The organism is Ensifer sp. (genome assembly GCF_035999135.1).
Lineage (GTDB): Bacteria > Pseudomonadota > Alphaproteobacteria > Rhizobiales > Rhizobiaceae > Ensifer.
Genome location: NZ_DASYGZ010000217.1, coordinates 64,048 through 85,162 on the forward strand (window position 1 = coordinate 64,048; position 21,115 = coordinate 85,162).

General features: G+C 62.7%; 15 protein-coding genes. 6 read left to right on the forward strand and 9 right to left on the reverse strand.

The window, feature by feature from the left end; genetic code table 11:
• Window positions 1–8: 8 nt before the first annotated feature.
• From VGO12_RS29265 to VGO12_RS29275, 3 genes are read right to left on the reverse strand one after another with little or no spacing between them, the layout of a single operon-like run.
• Complete coding sequence (locus VGO12_RS29265) at window positions 9–1,166, reverse strand: glutathionylspermidine synthase family protein (protein WP_327516244.1); 1,158 nt, start codon at window positions 1,164–1,166, stop codon at window positions 9–11.
• 1 nt (window position 1,167) lies between these two features.
• A complete protein-coding gene (locus VGO12_RS29270) occupies window positions 1,168–1,803 on the reverse strand; it encodes a DUF1190 domain-containing protein (protein ID WP_327516245.1) in 636 nt (211 codons plus the stop codon).
• A 12-nt stretch (window positions 1,804–1,815) separates the two neighbouring features.
• Window positions 1,816–2,217 carry a DUF350 domain-containing protein gene (locus tag VGO12_RS29275; protein ID WP_327516246.1) on the reverse strand — a complete coding sequence of 134 codons (402 nt, stop codon included), beginning with the start codon at window positions 2,215–2,217 and terminating at the stop codon, window positions 1,816–1,818.
• Window positions 2,218–2,776: 559 nt separating this feature from the next.
• Here VGO12_RS29275 and VGO12_RS29280 point away from each other — a divergent pair.
• From VGO12_RS29280 to VGO12_RS29295, 4 genes are all read left to right on the forward strand, one after another.
• Window positions 2,777–4,117: a sugar ABC transporter substrate-binding protein gene (locus VGO12_RS29280; protein ID WP_327516247.1), complete on the forward strand. Its 1,341-nt coding sequence runs from the start codon at window positions 2,777–2,779 to the stop codon at window positions 4,115–4,117.
• A gap of 66 nt (window positions 4,118–4,183) precedes the next feature.
• Window positions 4,184–5,215 (forward strand): aldo/keto reductase, encoded by a 1,032-nt coding sequence (locus VGO12_RS29285; protein WP_327516248.1) that lies wholly within the window; start codon window positions 4,184–4,186, stop codon window positions 5,213–5,215.
• Entirely contained in the window at window positions 5,212–6,153 is a 942-nt protein-coding gene (locus tag VGO12_RS29290; protein WP_327516249.1) for a sugar ABC transporter permease, read from the forward strand. The genes VGO12_RS29285 and VGO12_RS29290 overlap by 4 nt, the downstream gene beginning before the upstream one ends.
• Window positions 6,150–6,965 carry a carbohydrate ABC transporter permease gene (locus VGO12_RS29295; protein WP_327516250.1) on the forward strand — a complete coding sequence of 272 codons (816 nt, stop codon included), beginning with the start codon at window positions 6,150–6,152 and terminating at the stop codon, window positions 6,963–6,965. The genes VGO12_RS29290 and VGO12_RS29295 overlap by 4 nt, the downstream gene beginning before the upstream one ends.
• A gap of 577 nt (window positions 6,966–7,542) precedes the next feature.
• Here the strand turns inward: VGO12_RS29295 and VGO12_RS29300 are convergent.
• From VGO12_RS29300 to VGO12_RS29320, 5 genes are all read right to left on the reverse strand, one after another.
• Window positions 7,543–8,256: a DUF6065 family protein gene (locus VGO12_RS29300; protein ID WP_327516251.1), complete on the reverse strand. Its 714-nt coding sequence runs from the start codon at window positions 8,254–8,256 to the stop codon at window positions 7,543–7,545.
• Between the two features lie 96 nt (window positions 8,257–8,352).
• Window positions 8,353–9,411: a response regulator gene (locus VGO12_RS29305; RefSeq protein WP_327516252.1), complete on the reverse strand. Its 1,059-nt coding sequence runs from the start codon at window positions 9,409–9,411 to the stop codon at window positions 8,353–8,355.
• 8 nt (window positions 9,412–9,419) lie between these two features.
• Window positions 9,420–9,986 carry a chemotaxis protein CheB gene (locus tag VGO12_RS29310; RefSeq protein WP_327516253.1) on the reverse strand — a complete coding sequence of 189 codons (567 nt, stop codon included), beginning with the start codon at window positions 9,984–9,986 and terminating at the stop codon, window positions 9,420–9,422.
• Complete coding sequence (locus VGO12_RS29315) at window positions 9,983–10,822, reverse strand: CheR family methyltransferase (protein WP_327516254.1); 840 nt, start codon at window positions 10,820–10,822, stop codon at window positions 9,983–9,985. Before VGO12_RS29315 ends, VGO12_RS29310 begins: the two co-directional genes overlap by 4 nt.
• Window positions 10,819–14,271 carry a response regulator gene (locus VGO12_RS29320; protein WP_414650796.1) on the reverse strand — a complete coding sequence of 1,151 codons (3,453 nt, stop codon included), beginning with the start codon at window positions 14,269–14,271 and terminating at the stop codon, window positions 10,819–10,821. Before VGO12_RS29320 ends, VGO12_RS29315 begins: the two co-directional genes overlap by 4 nt.
• 469 nt (window positions 14,272–14,740) lie before the next feature.
• Between VGO12_RS29320 and VGO12_RS29325 the strand changes: the two genes are divergently transcribed.
• The gene (locus tag VGO12_RS29325) at window positions 14,741–18,445 is read left to right on the forward strand and encodes a response regulator (RefSeq protein ID WP_327516255.1); all 3,705 of its coding nucleotides are present in this window, start codon (window positions 14,741–14,743) and stop codon (window positions 18,443–18,445) included.
• A gap of 126 nt (window positions 18,446–18,571) precedes the next feature.
• Entirely contained in the window at window positions 18,572–20,620 is a 2,049-nt protein-coding gene (locus VGO12_RS29330) for a PAS domain S-box protein (protein WP_327516256.1), read from the forward strand.
• A gap of 119 nt (window positions 20,621–20,739) precedes the next feature.
• On the opposite strand, the gene VGO12_RS29335 is transcribed toward VGO12_RS29330, so the two are convergent.
• Window positions 20,740–20,961 carry a DUF2934 domain-containing protein gene (locus VGO12_RS29335; protein WP_327516257.1) on the reverse strand — a complete coding sequence of 74 codons (222 nt, stop codon included), beginning with the start codon at window positions 20,959–20,961 and terminating at the stop codon, window positions 20,740–20,742.
• Between the last annotated feature and the right edge of the window lie 154 nt (window positions 20,962–21,115).

The window sequence follows — 21,115 nt, forward strand, 5'->3', positions numbered from 1 at the left end:
CGTTGATGTCAATCCAGGATGACGTGAGGCACGAACCGCGACAGGTTCGCGGTGATGCAGGTCCGATCCTCGCGAATGCCGAGGCCGCAGGCCCGATTGCCGACCATCCAGCTTCCAAGCACCGCATAGCCTGCGTCGCTGTGAAAAAGCGGTGCATAGGCTTGGACGACGAACCCTTCCCCGCCGTAGCCGCCCTCCAGCGTCAGGAACTCGTTGCCGTCGCGATAGACAGTGACGTTTTCGCCTTCACGGGAAAGCAATGGCTTGCGGACGTAGTCCGAAAGCGCCGGACCGCGGGGATCGTCACCGAAATAGCTCGGCAACAGATTGGGATGGTTCGGATAGCGTTCCCACAGCAAGGGAAGGAGACCCTTGTTGGACAGAACGGCCTTCCAGGCAGGCTCGATGAAAGCGGTTCCCGAATGCCTGAGATAGGCCCCGAACGGTTCCCGTACCATGAACTCCCAAGGGTAGAGCTTGAAGCAACGATCGATGACGCGATCCTTCAAGTCTGTAAATCGCCCGCTGCTATCCACGCCGATGTCGCGCACGTCGAGCAAGTCGACCTGGTGCCCTGCCTGCAGGGCGCAGTCCATGAGATAGACAGTGGCGCCGCGGTCCTCGTCATTCTCCGTGATGGCGGCGAAATGAAAAATCGACTCCCTGTCGAACTGCCGGAAAGCGTCGACCAGGCTCTCCTGCAGGGAATTGAACTGATCGGCTTCGTCAGGCAAGACACCGAGCGCCACCTGATCCGTCAACCAGTTGTATTGAAAGAAGGCCGTTTCAAAGACGGAAGTCGGGGTGTCCGCATTGTATTCGAGAAGCTTGGCGGGTCCGTTCCCATCATAGGCCAGGTCAAAGCGGCCATAGAGATGCTGCTCGCCAGAGTGCCAGGAACGGCTGACGAGGTCACGGAACTCTTCCGGGATAGCAAGTCGATCAAGCTTTTCATCGCTCGTCACGATATCGTCGACGAGCTCCATGCACATGGCGTGGAGTTCCTCGCTCGGGCCCTCGATCTGAGTTTCGATCTCCTCAAGCGTGAACACGTAGGCAGCATCGTCGAGCCAATAGGGCTCGCCATACATTTCGTGGAAACCAAACCCGGCCCCGCGCGCCTTGTCACGCCAGTCCGGGCGGGCTGGCAATCTCACCCGTTGCATGTCAGCCGCCAAACCCGAACGACATTGACCGTCCGCCAAACCCGCGGCGCACCACAGTTCGCGTGCTGACGTTGATGGGTTTCACTGCGTATTGAGGCGAGGCCGCGTGAGCGCTCTGCGAGCCGTTGACGCGGGTTGGCTCGAGCGTGACCGTCTGGTCGAGACGCGTTTTGTAGATTGGAGAGGAGCCAACGTATCCTCCGCCTCCGCCTCCGCCTCCACCTCCGCCACTGCCGCCGCTACTTCCGTTTTCATCCTCGCGGCGACGATATTTGTAGTAGTCGTCGATCCTCTCGATCCCGGTCGACAACAGGTATCCCGCCATGAAAGGGATGAAGTAACTGCCGTTGCCGTCGGCCGCGCGCGCCTGGGTGCATTGCGTCCACCCATATTCTGCTTCGCATGCTGCCAGACGATCGAACCGGGGTGCATGCGCCAGATGGGTGCCCATGGCGTCTTGATAGCCGGCCCGGCAGACTTGCTCATCCATGCCGGCCTGCACGCACTGGTCCACGGATTTGAACATGACATCTTCGGCTGGCGGCTTGTCGCCGCAGCTCGATAAGACAAGGCCCGACACCGCAATCGTGCCGAGGGCGAGGACCGGAGGGGTGCGACCACTCAGACGTCTGCGCATCGATACACCAACTCAATAGGTCATGCATGCGGCATTCAGGATGCCGATCGCCAGGGCTATGCCTCCACCCCAGAGACCAGCGGCCATATCGCTCCGCGTGATCTTCTCGTGGAGGCCGGGCATCGTTGCTCGCGCGATGAAAAACGCCAGCACCTGTATCACTGTGCCGATGATCGCCCAGATGATGTAGTCAACGATGCTCACCGAATTTGCCGCAGCCGAGGCGAGCGGCAAACTGAACCCGAGCAACGCCCCGAGGAAAGCTGTTGCTGCGGCAGAGTTCCCCGATCGGATAAGCCTGACCTCATCATGGGGCGTGAGCAGGGTGTAAACCCCGGCAAAGACTGCATAGGCCGCCAAGCCGATGGCGAAATAGGCGAGAAAGGCGGGCAGCCCTACAACATAGCCGAACATTCGTAACCCCTCTTCAATCGACTTCACTCCCCCTACCGTCGCCCCCCCGTTCGCAACCGGGCCGTCATGGAGCCGCCCCAAAGCACGATCGCATCGACGCGCATGGGGTTCATGCGACAGAGCCCCCGCCTTCCCTTTGGACAGCGGCGCTTCCTGTCGTTTCATCGGTGCATTTTCGCTGGAAAGTGGTGGGGAGCCCCTCGATGATGAATAATTCTCTACGGTTGCGCAGCTACCAGATGCACGCAATCATGGCAAGGCAGCCGCAGGGCCTTGTTCAAGCGACGTCATCACACCGAGATCGTACCGGGTGTGCCAGAGCCCGGTGCCAGCTCGGTGAATGATCCGGGACGCAACCTTCGCTCTTGAGAAAATTCGTACCTCGCTCGACGGGTTCGAGCAGGAAAATCGTCTCCATATAGTCCATAAAATATATGGACGATATGTGTATCTCGGCGAACTTCCGGCGCATGATGCTGACGACAAGCTCGTGGGCGGGTGCACCGGGCAAGGCTCGGCGCAGCAAAAAAGCGCCAGGCCGACTTTGACGGAGGGTTCCATGTCCAGTTCCATTCTCGGCCAGTCCTATCGCCGCCGCAGCGTGCTGAAATCGCTCGCGGCCCTGGGGACCCTGCCCCTGCTGGCGCCGGTTTCCGCGCCAAGCGCCCTTGCCGCCGGCGACAAATTCGCGGGCCGCACGATCAACCTGCTGATCATCCAGCCGCATGTCGTCACCGGCAGGAAGATCGCCGAGGACTTCGAAAAGCTCACCGGCGCCAAGGTCAACGTCACCGCGGTGCCCTACGACCAGGTCAGCGTCAAGGCGACGCTTGACGTCCAGTCCGGCGCCAACCAGTTCGACGTGATCGACTATTTTTATACCTACAAGGGTCAGCTGGCCGAAGATGGCGTGATCGAGGACGTGACGGATCTCATCGAGCGCGACAAGGCCGAGATCCAGCCGGACGATTTCATCCAGACCATCTACGATCAGTACACCCTGCATGACGGCCGACGCTACGGCCTGCCTTATGACGGCGACAGCCATCTGTTGTTTTACAACCGCGAACTCTTCGACCGTTATGGCCTGAAGGCCCCGGCGACCTGGGACGAATACAACGAGAACGCCAAGGTCATCACCGAGGCGGAAAAGAAGAACGGCATCTATGGCGCAGCGGTTCTCGGCGCCAAGATCCCGGTCATCATCCTGTCCACCTATGCCAACCGCCTGACCGGCTTCGGCGGCAACTTCCTGAAGGCGGACGGCACGTCCGCACTCGACAGTGGCGAGGCGGTCGAGGCGCTGAAATCCCTGCTCGACTCCGCCCCGCATGCGCTGCCGACCCCGCTTGAAACACGGTTCGAGGAAGGCCTTCCCGCCTTCCTGAACGGCAAAGCGGCGCAGATCGACTTCTGGACCGATCTCGGCGGCTACGCCCAGGATCCGAAAGGTTCGAAGATCGTCGACAAATGGGGCGTCGCCCGCATCCCCGTCGGCGGCAACAACAAGACGCCGCGCCTCGCCTTCAATGCGGGCTTCGGCTTTGCCGTCACGAGCGGATCCAAGAACAAGGATGTCGCCTGGGAGCTGATCAAGCTTGCCACCAGCAAGGACTATCACGAGCAACTGCTTGCGCTGACCGGCTCGGGCATCGATCCGGACCGCCAGTCCGGCCTGAAGTCGGAGAAGTTCAGGGCCTTCCAGCCGCAGGTCCAGCCGCTGCTCGACGACGGCGCGCTCGAAAACAGCCTGGCATGGCCGACGGCCGTCTATGCGCCAAAGCTCGAAAACGCGCTGACCGACGAACTCGCCCTGGCGCTTGCCGGCAGCAAGACCGCGGAACAGGCGATCGCCGATGCCCACCAGGCCTGGACCGAGATCATCGAGACCAACGGCTGATTGCTTGCGGGGCGCTCGCTTCCTCCCGGCGGCGCCCCGCCATTTTTCTCAACGAGGCGAACGATCATGAGCATGAAATCCTTGCCGAAGCGCAGGCTCGGCCGCACCGATTTCGACATCACCCCCGTCGGCTTCGGCGCCTGGGCGATCGGCGGCCCCGACTGGGGTTGGGGTTGGGGACGCCAGGACGACAGCCAGTCGATCGCTGCCATCCGCCATGCCGTCGAGCGCGGCATCAACTGGATCGACACCGCGCCGGTCTACGGCCTCGGACATTCCGAAGAAATCGTCCGCGAGGCGCTCTCGGTCATTCCCAGATCCGAACGCCCGCTGATCTTCACCAAGGCCGGGCTCGTCTGGGATCCCGACAATCGCAACGCCCTTCCCGCGCGCATCGGCAGCGCCAAATCCCTGCGCAGCGAAGTGGAGGCGTCGCTGAAGCGGCTCGGCGTCGAGGTCATCGACCTCTACCAAATGCACTGGCCGACCAATGACGGCACGCCCGTTGAGGAATATTGGGCGACGTTCGCTGCGCTCAAGGCCGAAGGCAAAGTGCGCGCCATCGGGCTTTCGAACCATGATCGCGCGCTGTTGCAGCGCGCCGCGACCGTTGCGCCCGTCGATGTGGTCCAGCCTCCCTTTTCTGCCATCAAACGTCAGTTTGCCGGTGATGACCTGCCGTGGGTGCGCGCCCATGGGAGTGGCGTCATTGCCTATAGCCCGCTGCAATCGGGGCTTCTCACCGGCGCCTTTACGCCTGCACGCGCCCGCGCGCTTCCTGAAAACGACTGGCGCTCGCGCGACGAGGAGTTTTCGGGCGAAGCGCTTCACCGCAACCTGGCCTTCGCCGAGGGCTTGAGGCCGATTGCCGCCCGGCACGAGGTCACAGTTGCAGCAATCGCAGCTGCCTGGGCGATTTCCTGGCCCGGCGTCACCGGGGCGATTATCGGCGCGCGCGAGCCGGCGCATATCGACGGCTGGATCGCTGCGGCAACCGTCTCACTCACCCCGCGCGACCTTGACGACATCGAAGACATGTTGTGGGCGACCCGGGCCGGCACCGGGCCGACGCGTCCGGACCTTAAAGAGGCCGCATGACCACCTTTGCGTTTGCAACCGATGGGCGGGGAGCGGCGCGCGTTTCAGTGCAAGAAAGCCTTCTGCCGGCGCGTCTTGCACGTTTGATCTGGATCGCGCCCGTCCTTGTCGCACTCGTCGTCACGACGGTCTACCCGACCCTGTTCCTGCTGGCGCTCGCTTTCAGCAAGAGCACGCTCGGAAAACCCTTCCGGGGCTTGGTCGGCGTCAGGCACTTTGCAGCGGCCCTGCAGGATCCGATCTTCCTTTCGGCCATCGGCAGGAGCGTCGCCTATGCGCTTTCAACCTCGCTGATACAGCTTGCGTTCGGTTTCCTGATCGCCCTCATTTTCACCTCGCTGCTGAAGGCGGGCCGTTTCCTGATGAGCCTGGTGCTGTTGCCGCTGATGACACCACCCGTCATGGTGGGCATCGCCTGGAAACTCATCTTCGCCCCGGCAGGCGGGCTCATCAACGGCACCTTGCTCAACGCAGGTGTGATTTCCGAGCCGATCTCGTTCCTCGGCCATCCGACGCTCGCCTGGCTTGCGATCGGCGTCGCCGATCTCTGGCAGTGGACGCCCTTTATCGTCATCCTGTGCTTTGCAGCCCTTTCGACCATCCCGGAAGGCGTCCAGGAGGCGGCGCTCGTCGACGGGGCCAATGGCTGGCAGCGATTCTGGCACATCACGCTGCCCCTGGTCGCAGCGCCGCTCTCGTCGATCTATCTCCTGAAGCTGATCCTCTCGTTCAAGCTGTTCGACCTTGTCTACATCCTGACCTTCGGCGGACCGGGTTTCGCAACGACGTCGGCCGGTTTTTCCATCTATAGACGGGCGATCGAACAGTTCGACGTCGGCCGGGCGGCCGCCGAGACCATGATCTACGCGATCGTGATCGGCCTTGCGACCTTGCCGGTCGTGCGTCTCCACCAGCGCCTTGAAAGGCGGGATACGTGAGAACTTTCGGGCGCCATCTCTGGCTTGGCCTGGCGGCCGCACCGATCGTCGGCTTCTTTGCCTTGCCCTTCGTCTATCTCGTCGCCGTTTCCCTGAAATCGAAAGACGATGTGCTCAACGGACATTTCTGGCCGACGACACCGACCCTTGCCAATTGGCCGGCCGCCTTCGAAGCGGCGAACGTCCTCGGCTTCATAGTGAACTCCACCCTCGTCTCCCTTCTTGCAGGCCTCCTTACGATCGCACTGTCCCTGCCTTCGGCCTATGCCGTCCTGCGCCTGAAGATCGGCGGCAAATGGCTTTCGGATGTCACGCTCTCGAGCTACATGGCGCCACCGATCGTGGCGCTCATTCCGCTCTTCTTCCTGCTGAAAACAACCGGGCTCCTCGACACGCGCGCCGGCCTGGTGCTGATCTACGGCTTTGCCAACGTGCCCGTCGCCTTCTGGCTGCTGACCCCGTTCCTGCGCCGCATGCCGATCGAGATCGAGCAGGCAGCGGCCATGGACGGGGCCGGACCGCTTCGCACGCTGATTGAGATCGTCGCGCCGATCATCGCGCCGGGGATCGTGGCGACCTTCATCATCGTCACGGTGCTGTCCTATAACGAATTCCTCTTCGCATCGGCCTTCACCTTTTCCGATGCGACGCGGACACTGCCGGTTGGCATCTCGCTTTTCCAGGGCGACAGGCTGGTGAATTTTGGCCAGATGGCGGCAGCCTCGCTCGCCGGCATCGCGCCAGTCTATCTCATCGCGCTGTTCATGCAGCGTTACCTGATCAGCGGACTTGCGCATGGCGGGGTGAAATAGCGGAACATCTCGCCTGCGGCGGCGCATGGTCGGACGGAAACACGCACAGCCGGGCGAAATCCGTGCGCGCGTCGCGGAATAAAGCCTGGTGCCGCCCGTTACTCCCCCGGATCGGGACAGCCGGTCCAATCTGCAAAAAAGGAGTAACACCATGACAAGACACTGGAGACTGACATCGGCTCTCGTCGCAGGCATGGCCGCACTCGTGGGTACCGCGGTTGAGGCCAGGCAACATCCGATTGCGACGACCGACATCGATCGGCCATCGCATTCGACATCGACAAGTGATGACGGCCTCATCATCGTCGCCGGAAACAGCTCGTCCAATTCGAGTTCGAATTCGTCGAGCAACTCAAGTTCGAACTCGTCGTCGAACAGTTCCTCGAATTCAAGTTCGAATTCGTCGAACAACTCGAGCTCCAACTCCTCGTCGAACAGCTCCTCCAACTCGAGTTCGAACGGCTCCGACCGGTCGTACTACAAGGGCATAGGCTGGCGCGCCCGACGCTGACATCTCCTCAAGAAAAGCGGGGGCCGGATCATCCGGCCCCCGCTCCGTTTTCCGACCTGCCGAATGTCAACGGGCGGCGCGCGCCCATTTGCGATACCAGCCCTCGCCGGCAATGGTGTTTCTGTTGACCCTTTCGCGCGCAACCGCTTCCCTGCCGGTCTCCGGGCGGACCTCCGCCGCAATGGCCGCATCCTCGCGGCGGAAGGGGATGACCTGCACGAGCGGCGTTCCCTTCTCGACGACATAGATGCCGTCCGACCGTGTCGCAAAGAACGGAAAATGGATGTGGGCCGAATAAGTGTCGGTGTCGACGACACCCGCGACGCATTCGAAGGGTTGTCCCGAGCGATTGAGCGGCGGCACGAACAGGCAGCTCCAGCCGGGCGGCGTGCGGAGCGACCAGTAATTGTGGAACTTGCACGGCGGGCTCGGCTCTTTCGGATTGCCTGCGACCTGGTGGGCTCCGTGGTTGCTGACCATCACGCGGTCGAACTCCCAGCCGGCAGTGACGGTCCGGCCTTCATCCTTGACCTCAAGGCGAACAGTGGCAGCGAGCGGCAGGATCCAGCCCGTCGTCATCGCGTCGAGGAAAGGCATGCAGCGCTTTATCGTCAGCCCGTTGTTGGTAACCGTCAGGTGCTGCCTGTCGACGGGCGGCAGCTTGCGGTACCAGTCGGGCAGAACGGATTTTGCCGGTTGCGGCGCTGCGATTACGCCGTAGTCCTGAGGTTGGCAGGTAAATGAGATGGTGCGCGCGGGCCGACGGATCAGCGATAGCATCGGGAAGCCTCCAGGTTGATACCCCTGGAAGAACGCGACGGGGCGAAACTTATTCCGTCCACCCCGTGCAACGCTGTCCCATCGCAACGGCAAGCATCAGGCTGCCAGATCGCGCAGCGGGATGCGCAGCGAGAGACAGAGACCGTCTGTCCGCCAGTCTCTGACCAACGTGCCGTTCAGGCCCTGCAGCGCCACCCGTTCCAGCGTGGTTCCGAAGCCCTCCCGATCGGAGACTTCCGAAAGGTCCTTTGAAGCCCGTTCGCTCCATCGCAGGTGAAGCGCCTCGTCGCCCGTCGACACGTCGATGGTCAACTGGCCGTCGGGCGTTGAAAGCGCACCATACTTGGCAGCATTGGTGGTCAACTCGTGTAGCAGCAGCGCCAGCGACGTGAGCGCCTTGTCACCGAGCGGCGCATCCGATCCCGAGATCACGATGCGAGAACCCTCGGCGTGGTCGTGCGGCGCAACGATCGCCCTCAACAATGCTGTGACCGTGGTCGCAATCTCGGCGCGATGATCCTCCCTGACGAGGTCGGGCAGGGTGAGTTCATGGGCGCGGGACAAGGCGTGCAGCCGCGAGCGCAAATCGGCCTCGAGACTGGAAATGGTCGTGGCCTGCCTTGCGCTCACCGAAATCAGCCCAGCCGTCAGGCTGAAGAGGTTCTTGATGCGATGGTTGATTTCCCGAAGCAGGATGTCCTTGTGCTCGGCGGCGAGCTTCAGCGCCTGCGCCTGGGCGGCGAGTTCGTCCCTTTGGCTCGCAAGCTGTTGCCTCTGGCGATAAAGCTCGAAGAACACCTCCACCTTGCTGCACAGCACATCCGGCTCGATCGGCTTTTGAATGAAATCGACCGCTCCGGCTTCGTAGCCACGGAAGCGGCGCTGGCCATCGGCCGTCCCGGCCGTCACGAAGATGATCGGGATGCGTCGCGTCCGCTCGTTGCCGCGCATCAGCTCGGCGAGCTCGAAGCCATCCAGCCCGGGCATCTGCACGTCGACGAGCGCCAGCGCCACTTCGTGCTGCAGCAGGATCTCGAGCGCCTGATCGCCGGAGCGCGCCTTCAGAAGAAGGCGGTCGTCGCGGCGAAGCAATGCTTCGAGCGACAGAAGGTTTTCCTCAAGGTCATCGACCAGCAGAAACGGGACGGGCTCCATGGATATTCTCAGACCTCTTTCAAGTATTCGGCAATGGCATCGAGCGACAACACCAGGGCGTCCGGACAGGTTCGGATTGCGGCTTCGGGCATGGCGGGGGCGAGCGCGCCTTCAGGCCTCTGAACGATCGCAATCCCTCCAGCGTCGCATACGGCCTTGAGGCCGCGCGCGCCATCGTGATTTGCGCCGGTCAAGACGATCGCGACCAGTGCGGTCCCGAATGCATCCGCAGCGCTTTCAAAAAGGACATCTATCGCCGGACGGGAAAAAAGCACAGGCTCGTCGTTGGACAACGACAAGGTTTTGTCAGCTTCGACGAGGACATGATAGTCCGGCGGCGCGAAATAGACCGTGCCGGCTGCAAGTGGCTCCTTGTCTTCGGCCTCCCCGACGCGGAGCCGGCATTTCGCCCTGAACAGGTCGACCATCAGGCTCGGCCTGTCGGGCGGAACATGGACGACCACGATCACCGGCAGCGGGAACGCCTCAGGCAGCGCCGGCAGGATGACCGAAAGCGCCTCGACAGCACCGGCCGAAGCGCCAATGACCACGGCTTGAGCTCGACCGGCCGTCATTCGACGCGCCTCTGATAGATCTTCTCGTCGCGCACGAAATCCGTGAACGCGTCTGCGTGCAGGGAGAACCGCAGGCTCTCCTTCGAACCGAGGCCGAGGAAGCCCTTGCGGGCGAGTGAATCCTTGAACAGGCCAACCGCTCGGTCCTGCAGCGCGCGGTCGAAATAGATCATGACGTTGCGGCAGGAGATGAGGTGCATCTCGGCGAAGACGGCGTCGGTCACCAGGCTGTGGTCTGAAAACACGACGTTGCGGCGCAGGGACTTGTCGAACAGCGCCTTGCCGTAGCCCGCCTGGAAGTAGTCGGACAGGGACGACTTGCCGCCGGATTTACGGTGGTTCTCGGTGAAAAGCTGCAACCTGTCGAGCGCGTAGACGCCGGCTTCGGCGGCCTCCAACGCCTCATGATTGATGTCGGTCGCATAGAAGATCGTGCGATCCTCCAGGCCTTCCTCGCGAAAAAGGATCACCAGCGAGTACAATTCCTCGCCTGCGCTGCAACCGGCGATCCAGACCTTGAGCGACGGATAGGTTTTCAGATGCGGGATGACCTTTTCGCGGATCGCCTTGAAGTAGCTCGGGTCGCGGAACATCTCGCTCACCTGGACCGTCAGGAAGCGCAGCAATTGCGGCAACATCGACGGATCGTGCAGAAGGCCTTCCTGCATGGCCGAGATGGTGTCAAAGCCGAGCTGCTCGCGCGCCTTTTTCACCCGGCGCTTGACCGAGGCCATCGCATAGTTGCGGAAGTCGTAGTGATACTTCAGGAACAGCGCCTCCAGCAGCAGCCGGATCTCGATGTCCTCGATCTTCTGAACCGCGGCAAGCTCGGTCATTTGGGCATCCATACGCGCACCAGCGACAGGAGCTTGTCGACGTCCAGCGGCTTGGCCATGTAGTCGTTGGCCCCCGCTTCGATGCAGCGCTGCTGGTCGTCCGGCATCGCCTTGGCGGTGAGCGCAATGATCGGCAGCTTCTTCCACGCCGGGTTTCGGCGGATCTCGCCCGCTGCCGCAAGACCGTCCATGACAGGCATCATGACGTCCATGAGCACGAGGTCGATCGGACGGCCCTTGTCAGCCGACGCCCTTTCAAGCGCATCGAGCGCCTCGCGGCCGTTGCGCGCGATCTCGACGATCGCCCCACGGGGTTCGAGAATATTGGTCAGAGCGTAGACATTGCGGATGTCGTCCTCGACCACGAGAATGCGACGCCCTTCCAGAAGCGCGTCGCGGTTGCGCGCCTTGCGGATCATCTTCTGCTGTTCGTCGGGCAGTTCCGATATCACCTGATGCAGGAAGAGGCTGACCTCGTCGAGCAGGCGTTCGGGCGATTTCGCTCCCTTGATGATGATCGACTTCGAATAGCGCCTCAGTTTCTGCTCGTCATCGGCCGAGAGCTCGCGCCCGGTATAGACGATGACAGGCGGGAACGCGTAGGCGCTTTCGGAGCTCAGCGTCTCGAGCAGGGAATAACCGGATGCGTCAGGCAGCGACAGATCGAGCACCATGCAATCGAATGTCTGGTGCTTGAGGAGATCGAGGCATTCGGCGGCGGTGCTGGCGGTAACGGTCTCGACATCCTGGGTGCCGATCAGCCTTGCGACCGCCTCACGCTGCACCGGATCGTCCTCGACGATCAGGACGCGGTGCACGCTCTTCGACAACCGTGCCTCGAGCTTCTGCAGGACCTTCACCAGCTCCTCCCGGGTGACCGGCTTGATCGCGTAACCGGCAGCCCCGAGAGAATAGGCGCTTTCGGTGTAGTCGCTTCCCGAAACGACATGGATCGGGATATGGCGGGTCAGGACGTCGTGCTTCAGCCGGTCAAGCACCGCCAGGCCAGACTGATCCGGCAAGCCGATATCGAGCACGATGGCGCTCGGCATCACGTCCTTGGCAAGCGAAAGCGCCTCTCCGGCTGTCGCCGCGACGATCGCCTGGAAGCCCATTTCCCGCGAAAGGTCGCGAACGATGGCGGCGAAACTGTCGTCGTCTTCGATGACCAGGAGGACCCGCCTCGCGTCGGTCAGCACCTCGCGATCATCCTCGATCCTGCGGACCGCTCTTGGCGTTGCCGATCGCGCCTCGGCGTCCGGCGCCGTGACCGCGACATTGGAAGGCGCCGGGCGCTCGTCGCGCGCGACCTGTTTCTGCCCGTCGTAGACATCCGCGATCGTGACGGTAAACGTGCTCCCCTGCCCCGCCTGGCTTTTCAGCGCGATCGTCCCGCCGAGAAGCCGCACCAGCTGTCGCGAAATGGAAAGGCCGAGACCGGTACCGCCATATCTGCGGCTGATCGTGCCGTCGGCCTGGTGAAAGGCTTCGAAGATCGCCTGCTGGTGCTCGGGCGCGATGCCGATGCCGGTGTCGCTCACCGAGAAGGCGACCTTGCCGTCACCCGCAAGGCCGATTGCCAGGCTGACCTTGCCGGTCTCCGTGAACTTGATCGCGTTCGACAAGAGGTTCTTGAGGACCTGCTCAAGCCGCAGCGGGTCGGTTTCGATGGCCGTCGGCGAACCTTCAGCAATCTCGACCGAAAAGCCGAGCTTCTTCTCGCTCGCAAGCGGCAGAAAGACCTGGCGCAGATTGCTCGCCAGTCGCTCCAGCGACATCGTTTCGGGCCGGATCTCCACATGCCCGGCCTCGATCTTCGAGAGGTCGAGAATATCGTTGATCAGGTTCAGGAGATCGTTGCCGGACGACTGGATCGTCTTGGCATACTTGACCTGCTCTTCGCTCAGGTTGTCATCGGGATTATCGGCAAGAAGCTTGGCAAGGATCAGCGAAGAGTTGAGCGGCGTGCGCAATTCGTGCGACATGTTGGCGAGGAAATCGGACTTGTACCGGCTCGCCTTCTCCAGCTCCCGGGCCTTGGCCGAAACGGACGCGTTGGCCCGCTCCAGGTCGTCCCGTTGCGCCTCAAGCCGCTGGGCCTGCGTCTCGAGCTGGGAGTTGTTCTGCTCAAGTTCGACCTGCTGCTGCTCGAGATGGGCCTGGGATTCCTTGAGCGCCCTTCCCTGCTCCTCAAGCTCCTCGTTGGAAACACGCAGTTCCTCGCTTTGCGTCTGCAATTCCTCGGATTGCCTTTGCGTTTCTTCAAGCAGGTTGTGGAGCTGTCCGCGATAGGTCGCAGACCGGACGGCGATTGCGATCGCCTCGGACGCACGGTCGAGAAGGGTGACCACCGTTTCGTCGACCGATATCAGAAAGCCGAGTTCGATCACCGAATTCACTGTTCCGTCGACCTTTCCGGGCTGAATGGCGAGATGCCGCGGCTTGTCCGTGCCGAGCGCAGAACCGAAGGCGAGATAGCCGTCCGGCACATCGTCGACAACGAGCGAGGCACCCTGGGTGACCGCCTGCCCCAGCAGGCCTTCGCGCGGCCGCACCACCATCGGCAGGTTGGCGTCGCCCGGAACGCCACGGACGGCCGCGCGCTGAAGCGAGCCGCCGCTGCCGATGAAGATCGCGCCTGCGACCGCGCCGACATAGGGCGCGAGAAAGTCGAGAATGCTGTTGCCCAGCTGCTCGATGGACTGATCGCCCATCATGGCCGATGCCAACCCCACCTGACCGGCCTGAAGCCACTCATCCCTCCGCCGGGCGATCGTTGCGCGGCGAATGAGGATGGCGATCGCCACGGTCAGGGCAAGTCCGAGGAGGGCGGACAACAGAGTGCTGAGGCGCGCCGTCTTCTGGGCGCTCTCCATCTCGGCCAGCCGGTCGAGGCGAACCTCGAGCTCGGCGCCGGACATCGCCGCAACCTGGGCCCGAACCGCATCCATTTCGATCTTGCCGCGATCGGAGTTCACCATCGCGATCGCCGCCTCGAGACCATCGGTTCGCCTTCGGTCAATGGTCTCGCTGAGCTCGGCGAGTTTTGCATCCACATGCTGCCGCAGGGTCAACATCCGTTGGCCCTGCCCTGGATTGGCGGCAGTCAGCTGGCCGATCTGATCGAGTTTTGCCGGGATGGCGCGAACAGCCGCGTTGTAGGGGGCAAGGTAGCTGCCATTGTTCGTCAACAGAAAACCGCGCTGACCGGTCTCGGCGTCCTGAACGTGCGACAAAAGTTCGTCGAGAGAAACGATGGCGACATGCGTCTGCACGATCCTCTCGTTGCCGCGCCGCAGGGCCTCCAGATTGAGATAGGCGACGGCGCTGCTGACGACAAAGAAGAAGAGAGTAGCGGTAAGGCCGATCGCCACGCCCGGTTCGAGACCCAGCACTGTCCGCAACGATCGCGCGTTCCGTCCCAGTCTCTTTGTTTTTGTCGCTGACATCAGAACTCCGGTAAGGCGATGACTATTGAAGGATCCGACGGATTGAACGAACGTTCGCGGCCGGAAAAAAGATTGAGGGCTGGAACCGTTCCGGGACCGACGACGCGTGTCGGGACACCCGTCGGGTTGGCCCACAGGGATTCGACGCCTTTCAAGCGGACCGTATCAGATCAGACTGCGGATACGTTACAAACCATTTGAAACAACACGCCCGTACCCACATTTCCCCAGATACCTCCCGCCGAACACGTCCCGGATTGAAGACGCGCGTTCCGACGCGGCTATCTATCGCTCTCAGCTTCGTTTTCCATGCCGCCAGGGCAATGTCCCGTGCGACAGGCATCGCCTGTCACATTTCTGCGACACCACGCGATCGTGGTTGGCGACAGTCCGGTTTCGCAAACGCGGAACCGTTTGCGAAACCGGGCGTTTAGAGGGCTTGGACGCATTTCTATCGGGGATCGGCGCCATGTCAGGCGGCAAAATCACGTCCGAAACCGTAACGCCGGCCTTACAGACCGTTCGGCCGAGCGACAACGGAGAGATGGGCGCGCTCATTCGAGGCTTTGACTGGTCGCAGACGGCGCTCGGACCGATGGAGACCTGGTCGCCGACCCTGCGGATCATGGTCTCGTTCCTGCTCGTCAACCGCTTTCCCCTGCTCCTGTGGTGGGGGCCGAACTATGTTTCCCTCTACAACGACGCCTATGCTCCCGTGCTCGGTGCAAAGCATCCATGGGCGCTCGGCAGGCCCGTCAGTGAATGTTGGAGCGAGATCTGGGACGTCCTGCGGCCGCTCATCGACGTGCCGTTCCATGGCGGGCCGGCGACCTGGAACGACGACATCGAGCTGGAGATCAACAGGAACGGTTTCCTCGAGGAGACGCATTTCACCATCGCCTACAGTCCGGTTCCGGATGATGCGGCCCTCAACGGCATCGGCGGGGTTCTTGCGACCGTAACCGAGATCACCGACAAGGTGATCGGAGAACGTCGGATCCTCGCCTTGAGAGATCTCGCGTCCGGCTCGGGAGAGGCGCAGGATCCGGCAGACGCATGCAGGATTGCGGCCGAAACGCTGGCCAGGCATGCCCGAGACGTTCCCTACGCTCTCTTCTACCTGCTCGACCCCGATTGCCGATGCGCGCGGCTGGCCGGAAAGGCCGGCCTGGAGACGGGGCATCCGCTGGCCTGCGAAATTGTAACCTTGACATCCGAGGACAGCGGCACGGGCTGGCACTTTCAGGCGCGTCAGGCGCCAACGCTCGTCCCGGACCCGGGTACGCGGTTCGATTGTACCGGCAGGCTGCCCGATCTGTCCGACACTGCCATGGTCCTCCCCCTCTCGGCCTCCGGTTCCCGCGAGCCGGTCGGCTTCCTTGTCACCGGGGTCAATTCGCGCCTGAAACTCGACGCCCGCTATCGCGACTTCCTGGAACTGTTGAAGGTCCAGATCGTAAGCGCCATTGCGAATGCGCAATCGCGCGAGGACGAGCGCAAGCGTTCCGAGGCGCTTGCCGAAATCGACCGGGCGAAGACCGTGTTCTTCTCCAATGTCAGCCACGAATTCCGGACGCCGCTCACGCTGATGATCGGACACATCGAGGACCTGCTGTCCGGCGGGTCTGGGCCCGCAAACGACAAGGAGCGGCTGCTGATCGCTCACCGCAATTCATTGCGGCTGCTCAAATTGGTCAACACGCTGCTCGAATTCTCACGCATCGAAGCGGGCCGGCTGCAGGCGCAGTTCGTGCCGACGGACCTGGCATCGGCGACGGCCGAGCTTGCAAGCGCGTTTCGCTCGGCCACCGAAAAGGCAGGCTTGCGGCTGATTGTCGATACGCCGGCACTTCCCGAACCGGCCTATGTCGATCGCCAGATGTGGGAGAAGATCGTCCTCAATCTCGTCTCCAACGCCTTCAAGTTCACATTGGAAGGCGAAATCGAAGTCAGGCTTGCGATCGACGGCTCCGACTTCGTCCTGACGGTGCGCGACACCGGCATCGGCGTTCCCACGGATGAACTGCCGCGGCTCTTCGAGCGGTTTCATCGGGTGGAGGGCGCCGAGGGGCGCACCCAGGAAGGAAGCGGCATCGGCCTTGCCTTCGTCCAGGAACTGGCCAGGCTTCATGGGGGCACCGTATCGGCGGAAAGCCGGGTCGGGGAAGGCACGACCTTGAGGGTGTCCGTTCCCAGAGGCGACGCCCATCTCGCCTCCAGACCGGCGGGCAACGCCGAAAGCCGCAGCGCGGCCGCAATCGGCGCGACACCGTTCGTCGAAGAGGCGTTGCGGTGGCTTCCGGACGACAGCCAGGCGCACCACCCCGAGCTGCCCGAAATCGACCCCGTTGCATCGGCGACGGAGCCGAAAGGCGGCACACGCGACCACCTGTTGGTGGTCGATGACAACGCGGACATGCGTGACTATCTGAGACGACTGTTTGGCGCCCTCTACGAGGTGGAGATCGTCGGGCGCGGCGATGCGGCGCTTGCTGCCGCTTCCGCCCGGAAGCCGGATCTGGTCCTGACCGACATCATGATCCCGGGGATCGATGGGCAGGAACTCGTGCGGCGGCTGCGCTCCAACCCGCGGACCAACACGGTGCCGATCATTCTTCTGTCGGCACGCGCGGGCGAGGAAAGCCGCATCGAGGGGATGAAGGCCGGCGCCGACGACTACATGATCAAGCCCTTCAGCGCGCGCGAACTGCTGGCGCGCGTCGAAGCGCATCTCAAGATCGCGCGGTATCGAACACGAACCGCCGAAAGGTTGCGCGAAAGCGAGACACGCTTCCGCGCCTTCGTGACCGCCACGTCCGATGTCGTCTACCGAATGGGTCCGGACTGGCACGAGATGCGCTTCCTCCAGGGAAAGGACTTCGTCGCCGATACCGAGGACCCGAGCGAGGGCTGGCTGGCGAAATACGTTCCGGTCGACGACCAGGCCCCGGTGCTCGATCGGATTGGCAAGGCCATACGCGACAAGGCGATCTTCGAAATGGAACATCGGGTCATTCGTCTCGATGGCAGCCTGGGATGGGCCCATTCCCGCGCCATACCTGTACTCGGGTCAAAGGACGAAATTGTCGAATGGTTCGGGGCTGCCCGAGACATAACCGCCCGCAAGCGCTCCGAGGAGACGCAAAAACTGCTGCTGAGCGAGCTCAGCCACCGGGTCAAGAACATGCTTGCCACCGTCCAGGCCATTGCCAACCAGACACTGCGATCGGCCAAGGATCCCGCAGCGTTTGCCGAGAGCTTCAGCGGACGCCTGCAGTCGATGTCGCGCATGCACACACTGCTCAGCCGCACCGGCTGGGAGGGAGCGGATATCGAAGATATTCTCCGCGACCAGCTTCCCGCGGGCACTGTTGCAGACGGCCGGGTCGCCACATCCGGTCCCAACACGCGCTTCGATGCGCAAACATCGACCCATATGGCGATGATGCTGCACGAACTCGCCACCAACGCTGCGAGCCACGGTGCGCTCTCGACGCGGGACGGCACGGTCACGATCGGCTGGGGCCTCAGCAACGGATTGTTTTCGCTTTCCTGGAGCGAGCAAGGCGGGCCGTCTGCCGGGGAACCGCGCAATCGCGGTTTCGGAACGAAGCTGATCGAGCAGATCGCGGCCGGCGCGGGCGGAAGCGCTCAAAGGACGACCGATCCGCTCGGCGTGAACTGGAAGATCGTCATGTCACTGGAGGCTGACGCCGTGCAAAGCAGTCCGTCCGATACGAACAATCCCCCGGTTCGGGACCCATCCGACCCAACGAAGGCGCAACCGCCCAGCCTCAAGGGCAAGAGGTTCGTGGTCATCGAAGACGAAGCGCTGATCGCCTTTGAGATCGCGTCGATCCTGGAGCATGAGGACGTGAAGGTCGCAGGGCCCGCCTCGACGATCGACGACGCCCTGCGCATTATCGATGAGGAGGAGCTGGACGCCGCTCTGGTGGACGCCAACCTTCGGGGCCAGCCGGTCGGCGAGATCGCGGCCGCGCTGACGCAGAAACAGATCCCGTTCGTGTTCGTGACCGGGTATGGTCGGGAGGCCCTGCCCGCCGGATTTACCGGTTCGACGATGCTGGCCAAGCCATTCAATCCCGAGCAACTGCTTGCGGCAGCGACCCTTCTTGTGGCGCGACCGAAGCCGGTCCACCGTTTTCGCCATTGAGCGGATGCGAGCGATGAACATTGCATTTCGGCAGCCTTACGCTACGCTTTTCAAACGCTCTGCGATGGCCTGCCGCCAAGACGCCTTTCTGTAAGCTGTTCGACTGGAGTTTGCAGGAGCTTTCACATGCTTGCCGACATCAATGATCCAAAGGCGTCCGACCGAGGCCTGGCGAAGGGCAGCGAGCGGTTTCGCGAGATCTTCGAGAATGCCGGGGTTGCAGTCTGGGAACAGGATTTCAGCGGCGTCGTCGACCTGCTCGACACGTTGCGAGCCGAAGGGGTCCGCGACCTGCGCGGCTACCTCGACACGCATCCCGACCGGCTGCTCGAGGCGATTTCGAGGGTGCGCGTCACCGACGTCAATCCGTTCACCGTGGAGTTGTTCGAAGCGACCGAAAAAAGCGAGCTGCTCCGATCGCTCGCCGATGTGTTTCTGCCAGAAACCATGCCGATCTTCGTCGAGGAGCTGGTGGCGCTGTGGGAGGGCCGTCGACGGTTCGGCAGCGACGCCGTCGTGCGCACGCTGCGCGGGCAGCGGCTCGACGTGGTTTTCACCATCGCCTTCGAGGGCCCGCGCTGCGAGCGCGCCTATGTCAGCATCCTCGATATCTCCAAGCGCAAGGCGGCAGAGCGCCGGCTTGAGGCCGTCGACCGGATCGCCAAGGCGATCGCCGGCAATCTCGATCTCGATCGCATCGTCCAGACCGTCACCGATGCCGCAACGGAACTCGCCGGAGCACAATTCGGCGCATTCTTTTACAACCTCGTCGATCCTCAAGGGGAGCGGTACACCCTCTACACGCTGTCGGGCGTCGCCCGTTCGGCATTCGAGAATTTCGCGTTGCCGCGCAACACGGCCGTGTTCGAACCGACCTTTCGCGGCATGGGCACCGTCCGGTCGGACGATATCCGCGCCGACCCGCGCTACGGCAAGTCGGCCCCGCATTTCGGAATGCCGAAAGGCCATCTGCCCGTCGTCAGCTATCTTGCCGTTCCCGTGGTGTCACGATCCGGCGAGGTCCATGGCGGGCTTTTCTTCGGCCATGATCAGCCCGGCATTTTCACGCCCGAGTCGGAGGCGGCCGTCGCTTCGATCGCCGCGCATGCGGCAATTGCAATCGACAACGCCCAATTGCTGAAGGCGGCTGAGCGCGAAGTCGTCATCCGCCGCGATGCCGAGCGGGCCGTGCAGCAACTCGCCGCCATCGTCGAATCGTCGGAAGACGCCATCCTGTCCATCGCTCTCGACGGCACGATCGCGAGCTGGAACGCAAGTGCCGAGCGGCTCTACGGATATACGGCGGAAGAAGCGGTCGGCAGTCCGGTCACGCTTCTCATCCCGGCGGACCGGCTTGGTGAAGAGTCGGAGATTTTGGCACAGATCCGCGCCGGACACCGGGTCGACCACTTCGAGACCTTGCGCCAGCGAAAGGACGGCAAGCTCGTTCCGATCTCGCTGCGGATTTCTCCGATCCGCGACAGCGCCGGCGCGGTCGTCGGTGCTTCGAAGATCGCGCGCGACATCAGCGAGCGCAAGCAGGCGGAACAGCAGAAGGACCTGCTCATCCAGGAGATGGCTCACCGGGTCAAGAACCTCTTCATGGTGTCGAGCAGTGTCGTGACCTTGAGCGCCCGGTCGGCGGAAAGTCCCTCGGGGTTGGCGTCTGCCGTCACCGCGCGGTTGGGCGCGCTGGCCCGGGCGCATGCGCTGACCCTTCCGGCTCCCCACGGCAACGGCGCCGTCGAAGGACGCGCCAACCTCCAGGCGTTGCTCCTGACGCTGCTGTCGCCCTATGACGGCGACCTGGAGCACGGCGCGCGCCGGGTGACCACGCACGGTTACGATTTTACCGTCTCGGCTTCGGCGATCACCGGTTTCGCGCTCGTCGTGCATGAACTTGCGACCAACGCCGCCAAATACGGCGCGCTGTCGACGGACGCCGGTCGTCTCGATCTCGAGGCGATCGATCGTGGAGAAACGCTCGAATTTGTCTGGACCGAGCGCGGCGGTCCCGCCGTCGAACCGTCGGTGACGGAAGGCTTCGGAACCAAGCTTGCAAAGCTCACCGTCGAAAAGCAGTTCGGCGGTGAGATCAGGCGGAACTGGCAACCCGAGGGGCTGGTGATCCGGCTGATCGTGCCGAAAGACCGGCTGAAAGAAACGGAGCGGTAGGCCCGGCCGGAGCCGATATCCTACAGTCGTCACGCGCCTGGCGGACACGCCAGGGACGCTGTCGCACAGTGCACCATGTCTTTTTTCCCTTGATCCGCGGGGATCAGACGAAACATTGATTAGCCTTCGTCGGTTTCGCCTGGAGCCGACTGGCGGGGGGCAGTCGACGGAGCCACGATCGTTCCCGGCCCTTCTTCCTCCGCCCCGTTTTCAGATGGATCTTCGGCTTCAATCTCGCGGCGCGCCTGCTCCCAATGGCGCATCTCCTCGCCGACCGGTTGGCCTTCTTTCTCCCAGATGGCGTAAGCGCGGCGACGAATGCGTTCTTCCCTGTCTTCCATGGCACTGAACCCTCGTTGCTCTCGCCGCTTCAACCGCGCAGCGGGGCAATTTGTTCCCCCGCCAGACGACGGGCGATGCGCAGTCGGCGATGGCCCTGGCCATCATTGCAACCGGCCGCGAAACCGGGAACCAATCGTCCTGGCCATCGTTGGT

Excerpts from the sequence above, each read along its gene's own strand:
- VGO12_RS29325 (WP_327516255.1), top strand. The coding sequence starts at position 14,741 with ATGTCAGGCGGCAAAATCACGTCCGAAACCGTAACGCCGGCCTTACAG.
- VGO12_RS29310 (WP_327516253.1), bottom strand. The coding sequence starts at position 9,986 with ATGACGGCCGGTCGAGCTCAAGCCGTGGTCATTGGCGCTTCGGCCGGT.
- VGO12_RS29275 (WP_327516246.1), bottom strand. The coding sequence starts at position 2,217 with ATGTTCGGCTATGTTGTAGGGCTGCCCGCCTTTCTCGCCTATTTCGCC.
- VGO12_RS29265 (WP_327516244.1), bottom strand. The coding sequence starts at position 1,166 with ATGCAACGGGTGAGATTGCCAGCCCGCCCGGACTGGCGTGACAAGGCG.
- VGO12_RS29285 (WP_327516248.1), top strand. The coding sequence starts at position 4,184 with ATGAGCATGAAATCCTTGCCGAAGCGCAGGCTCGGCCGCACCGATTTC.
- VGO12_RS29330 (WP_327516256.1), top strand. The coding sequence starts at position 18,572 with ATGCTTGCCGACATCAATGATCCAAAGGCGTCCGACCGAGGCCTGGCG.
- VGO12_RS29270 (WP_327516245.1), bottom strand. The coding sequence starts at position 1,803 with ATGCGCAGACGTCTGAGTGGTCGCACCCCTCCGGTCCTCGCCCTCGGC.
- VGO12_RS29315 (WP_327516254.1), bottom strand. The coding sequence starts at position 10,822 with ATGACCGAGCTTGCCGCGGTTCAGAAGATCGAGGACATCGAGATCCGG.
- VGO12_RS29300 (WP_327516251.1), bottom strand. The coding sequence starts at position 8,256 with ATGCTATCGCTGATCCGTCGGCCCGCGCGCACCATCTCATTTACCTGC.
- VGO12_RS29280 (WP_327516247.1), top strand. The coding sequence starts at position 2,777 with ATGTCCAGTTCCATTCTCGGCCAGTCCTATCGCCGCCGCAGCGTGCTG.
- VGO12_RS29305 (WP_327516252.1), bottom strand. The coding sequence starts at position 9,411 with ATGGAGCCCGTCCCGTTTCTGCTGGTCGATGACCTTGAGGAAAACCTT.
- VGO12_RS29335 (WP_327516257.1), bottom strand. The coding sequence starts at position 20,961 with ATGGAAGACAGGGAAGAACGCATTCGTCGCCGCGCTTACGCCATCTGG.
- VGO12_RS29290 (WP_327516249.1), top strand. The coding sequence starts at position 5,212 with ATGACCACCTTTGCGTTTGCAACCGATGGGCGGGGAGCGGCGCGCGTT.
- VGO12_RS29320 (WP_414650796.1), bottom strand. The coding sequence starts at position 14,271 with ATGTCAGCGACAAAAACAAAGAGACTGGGACGGAACGCGCGATCGTTG.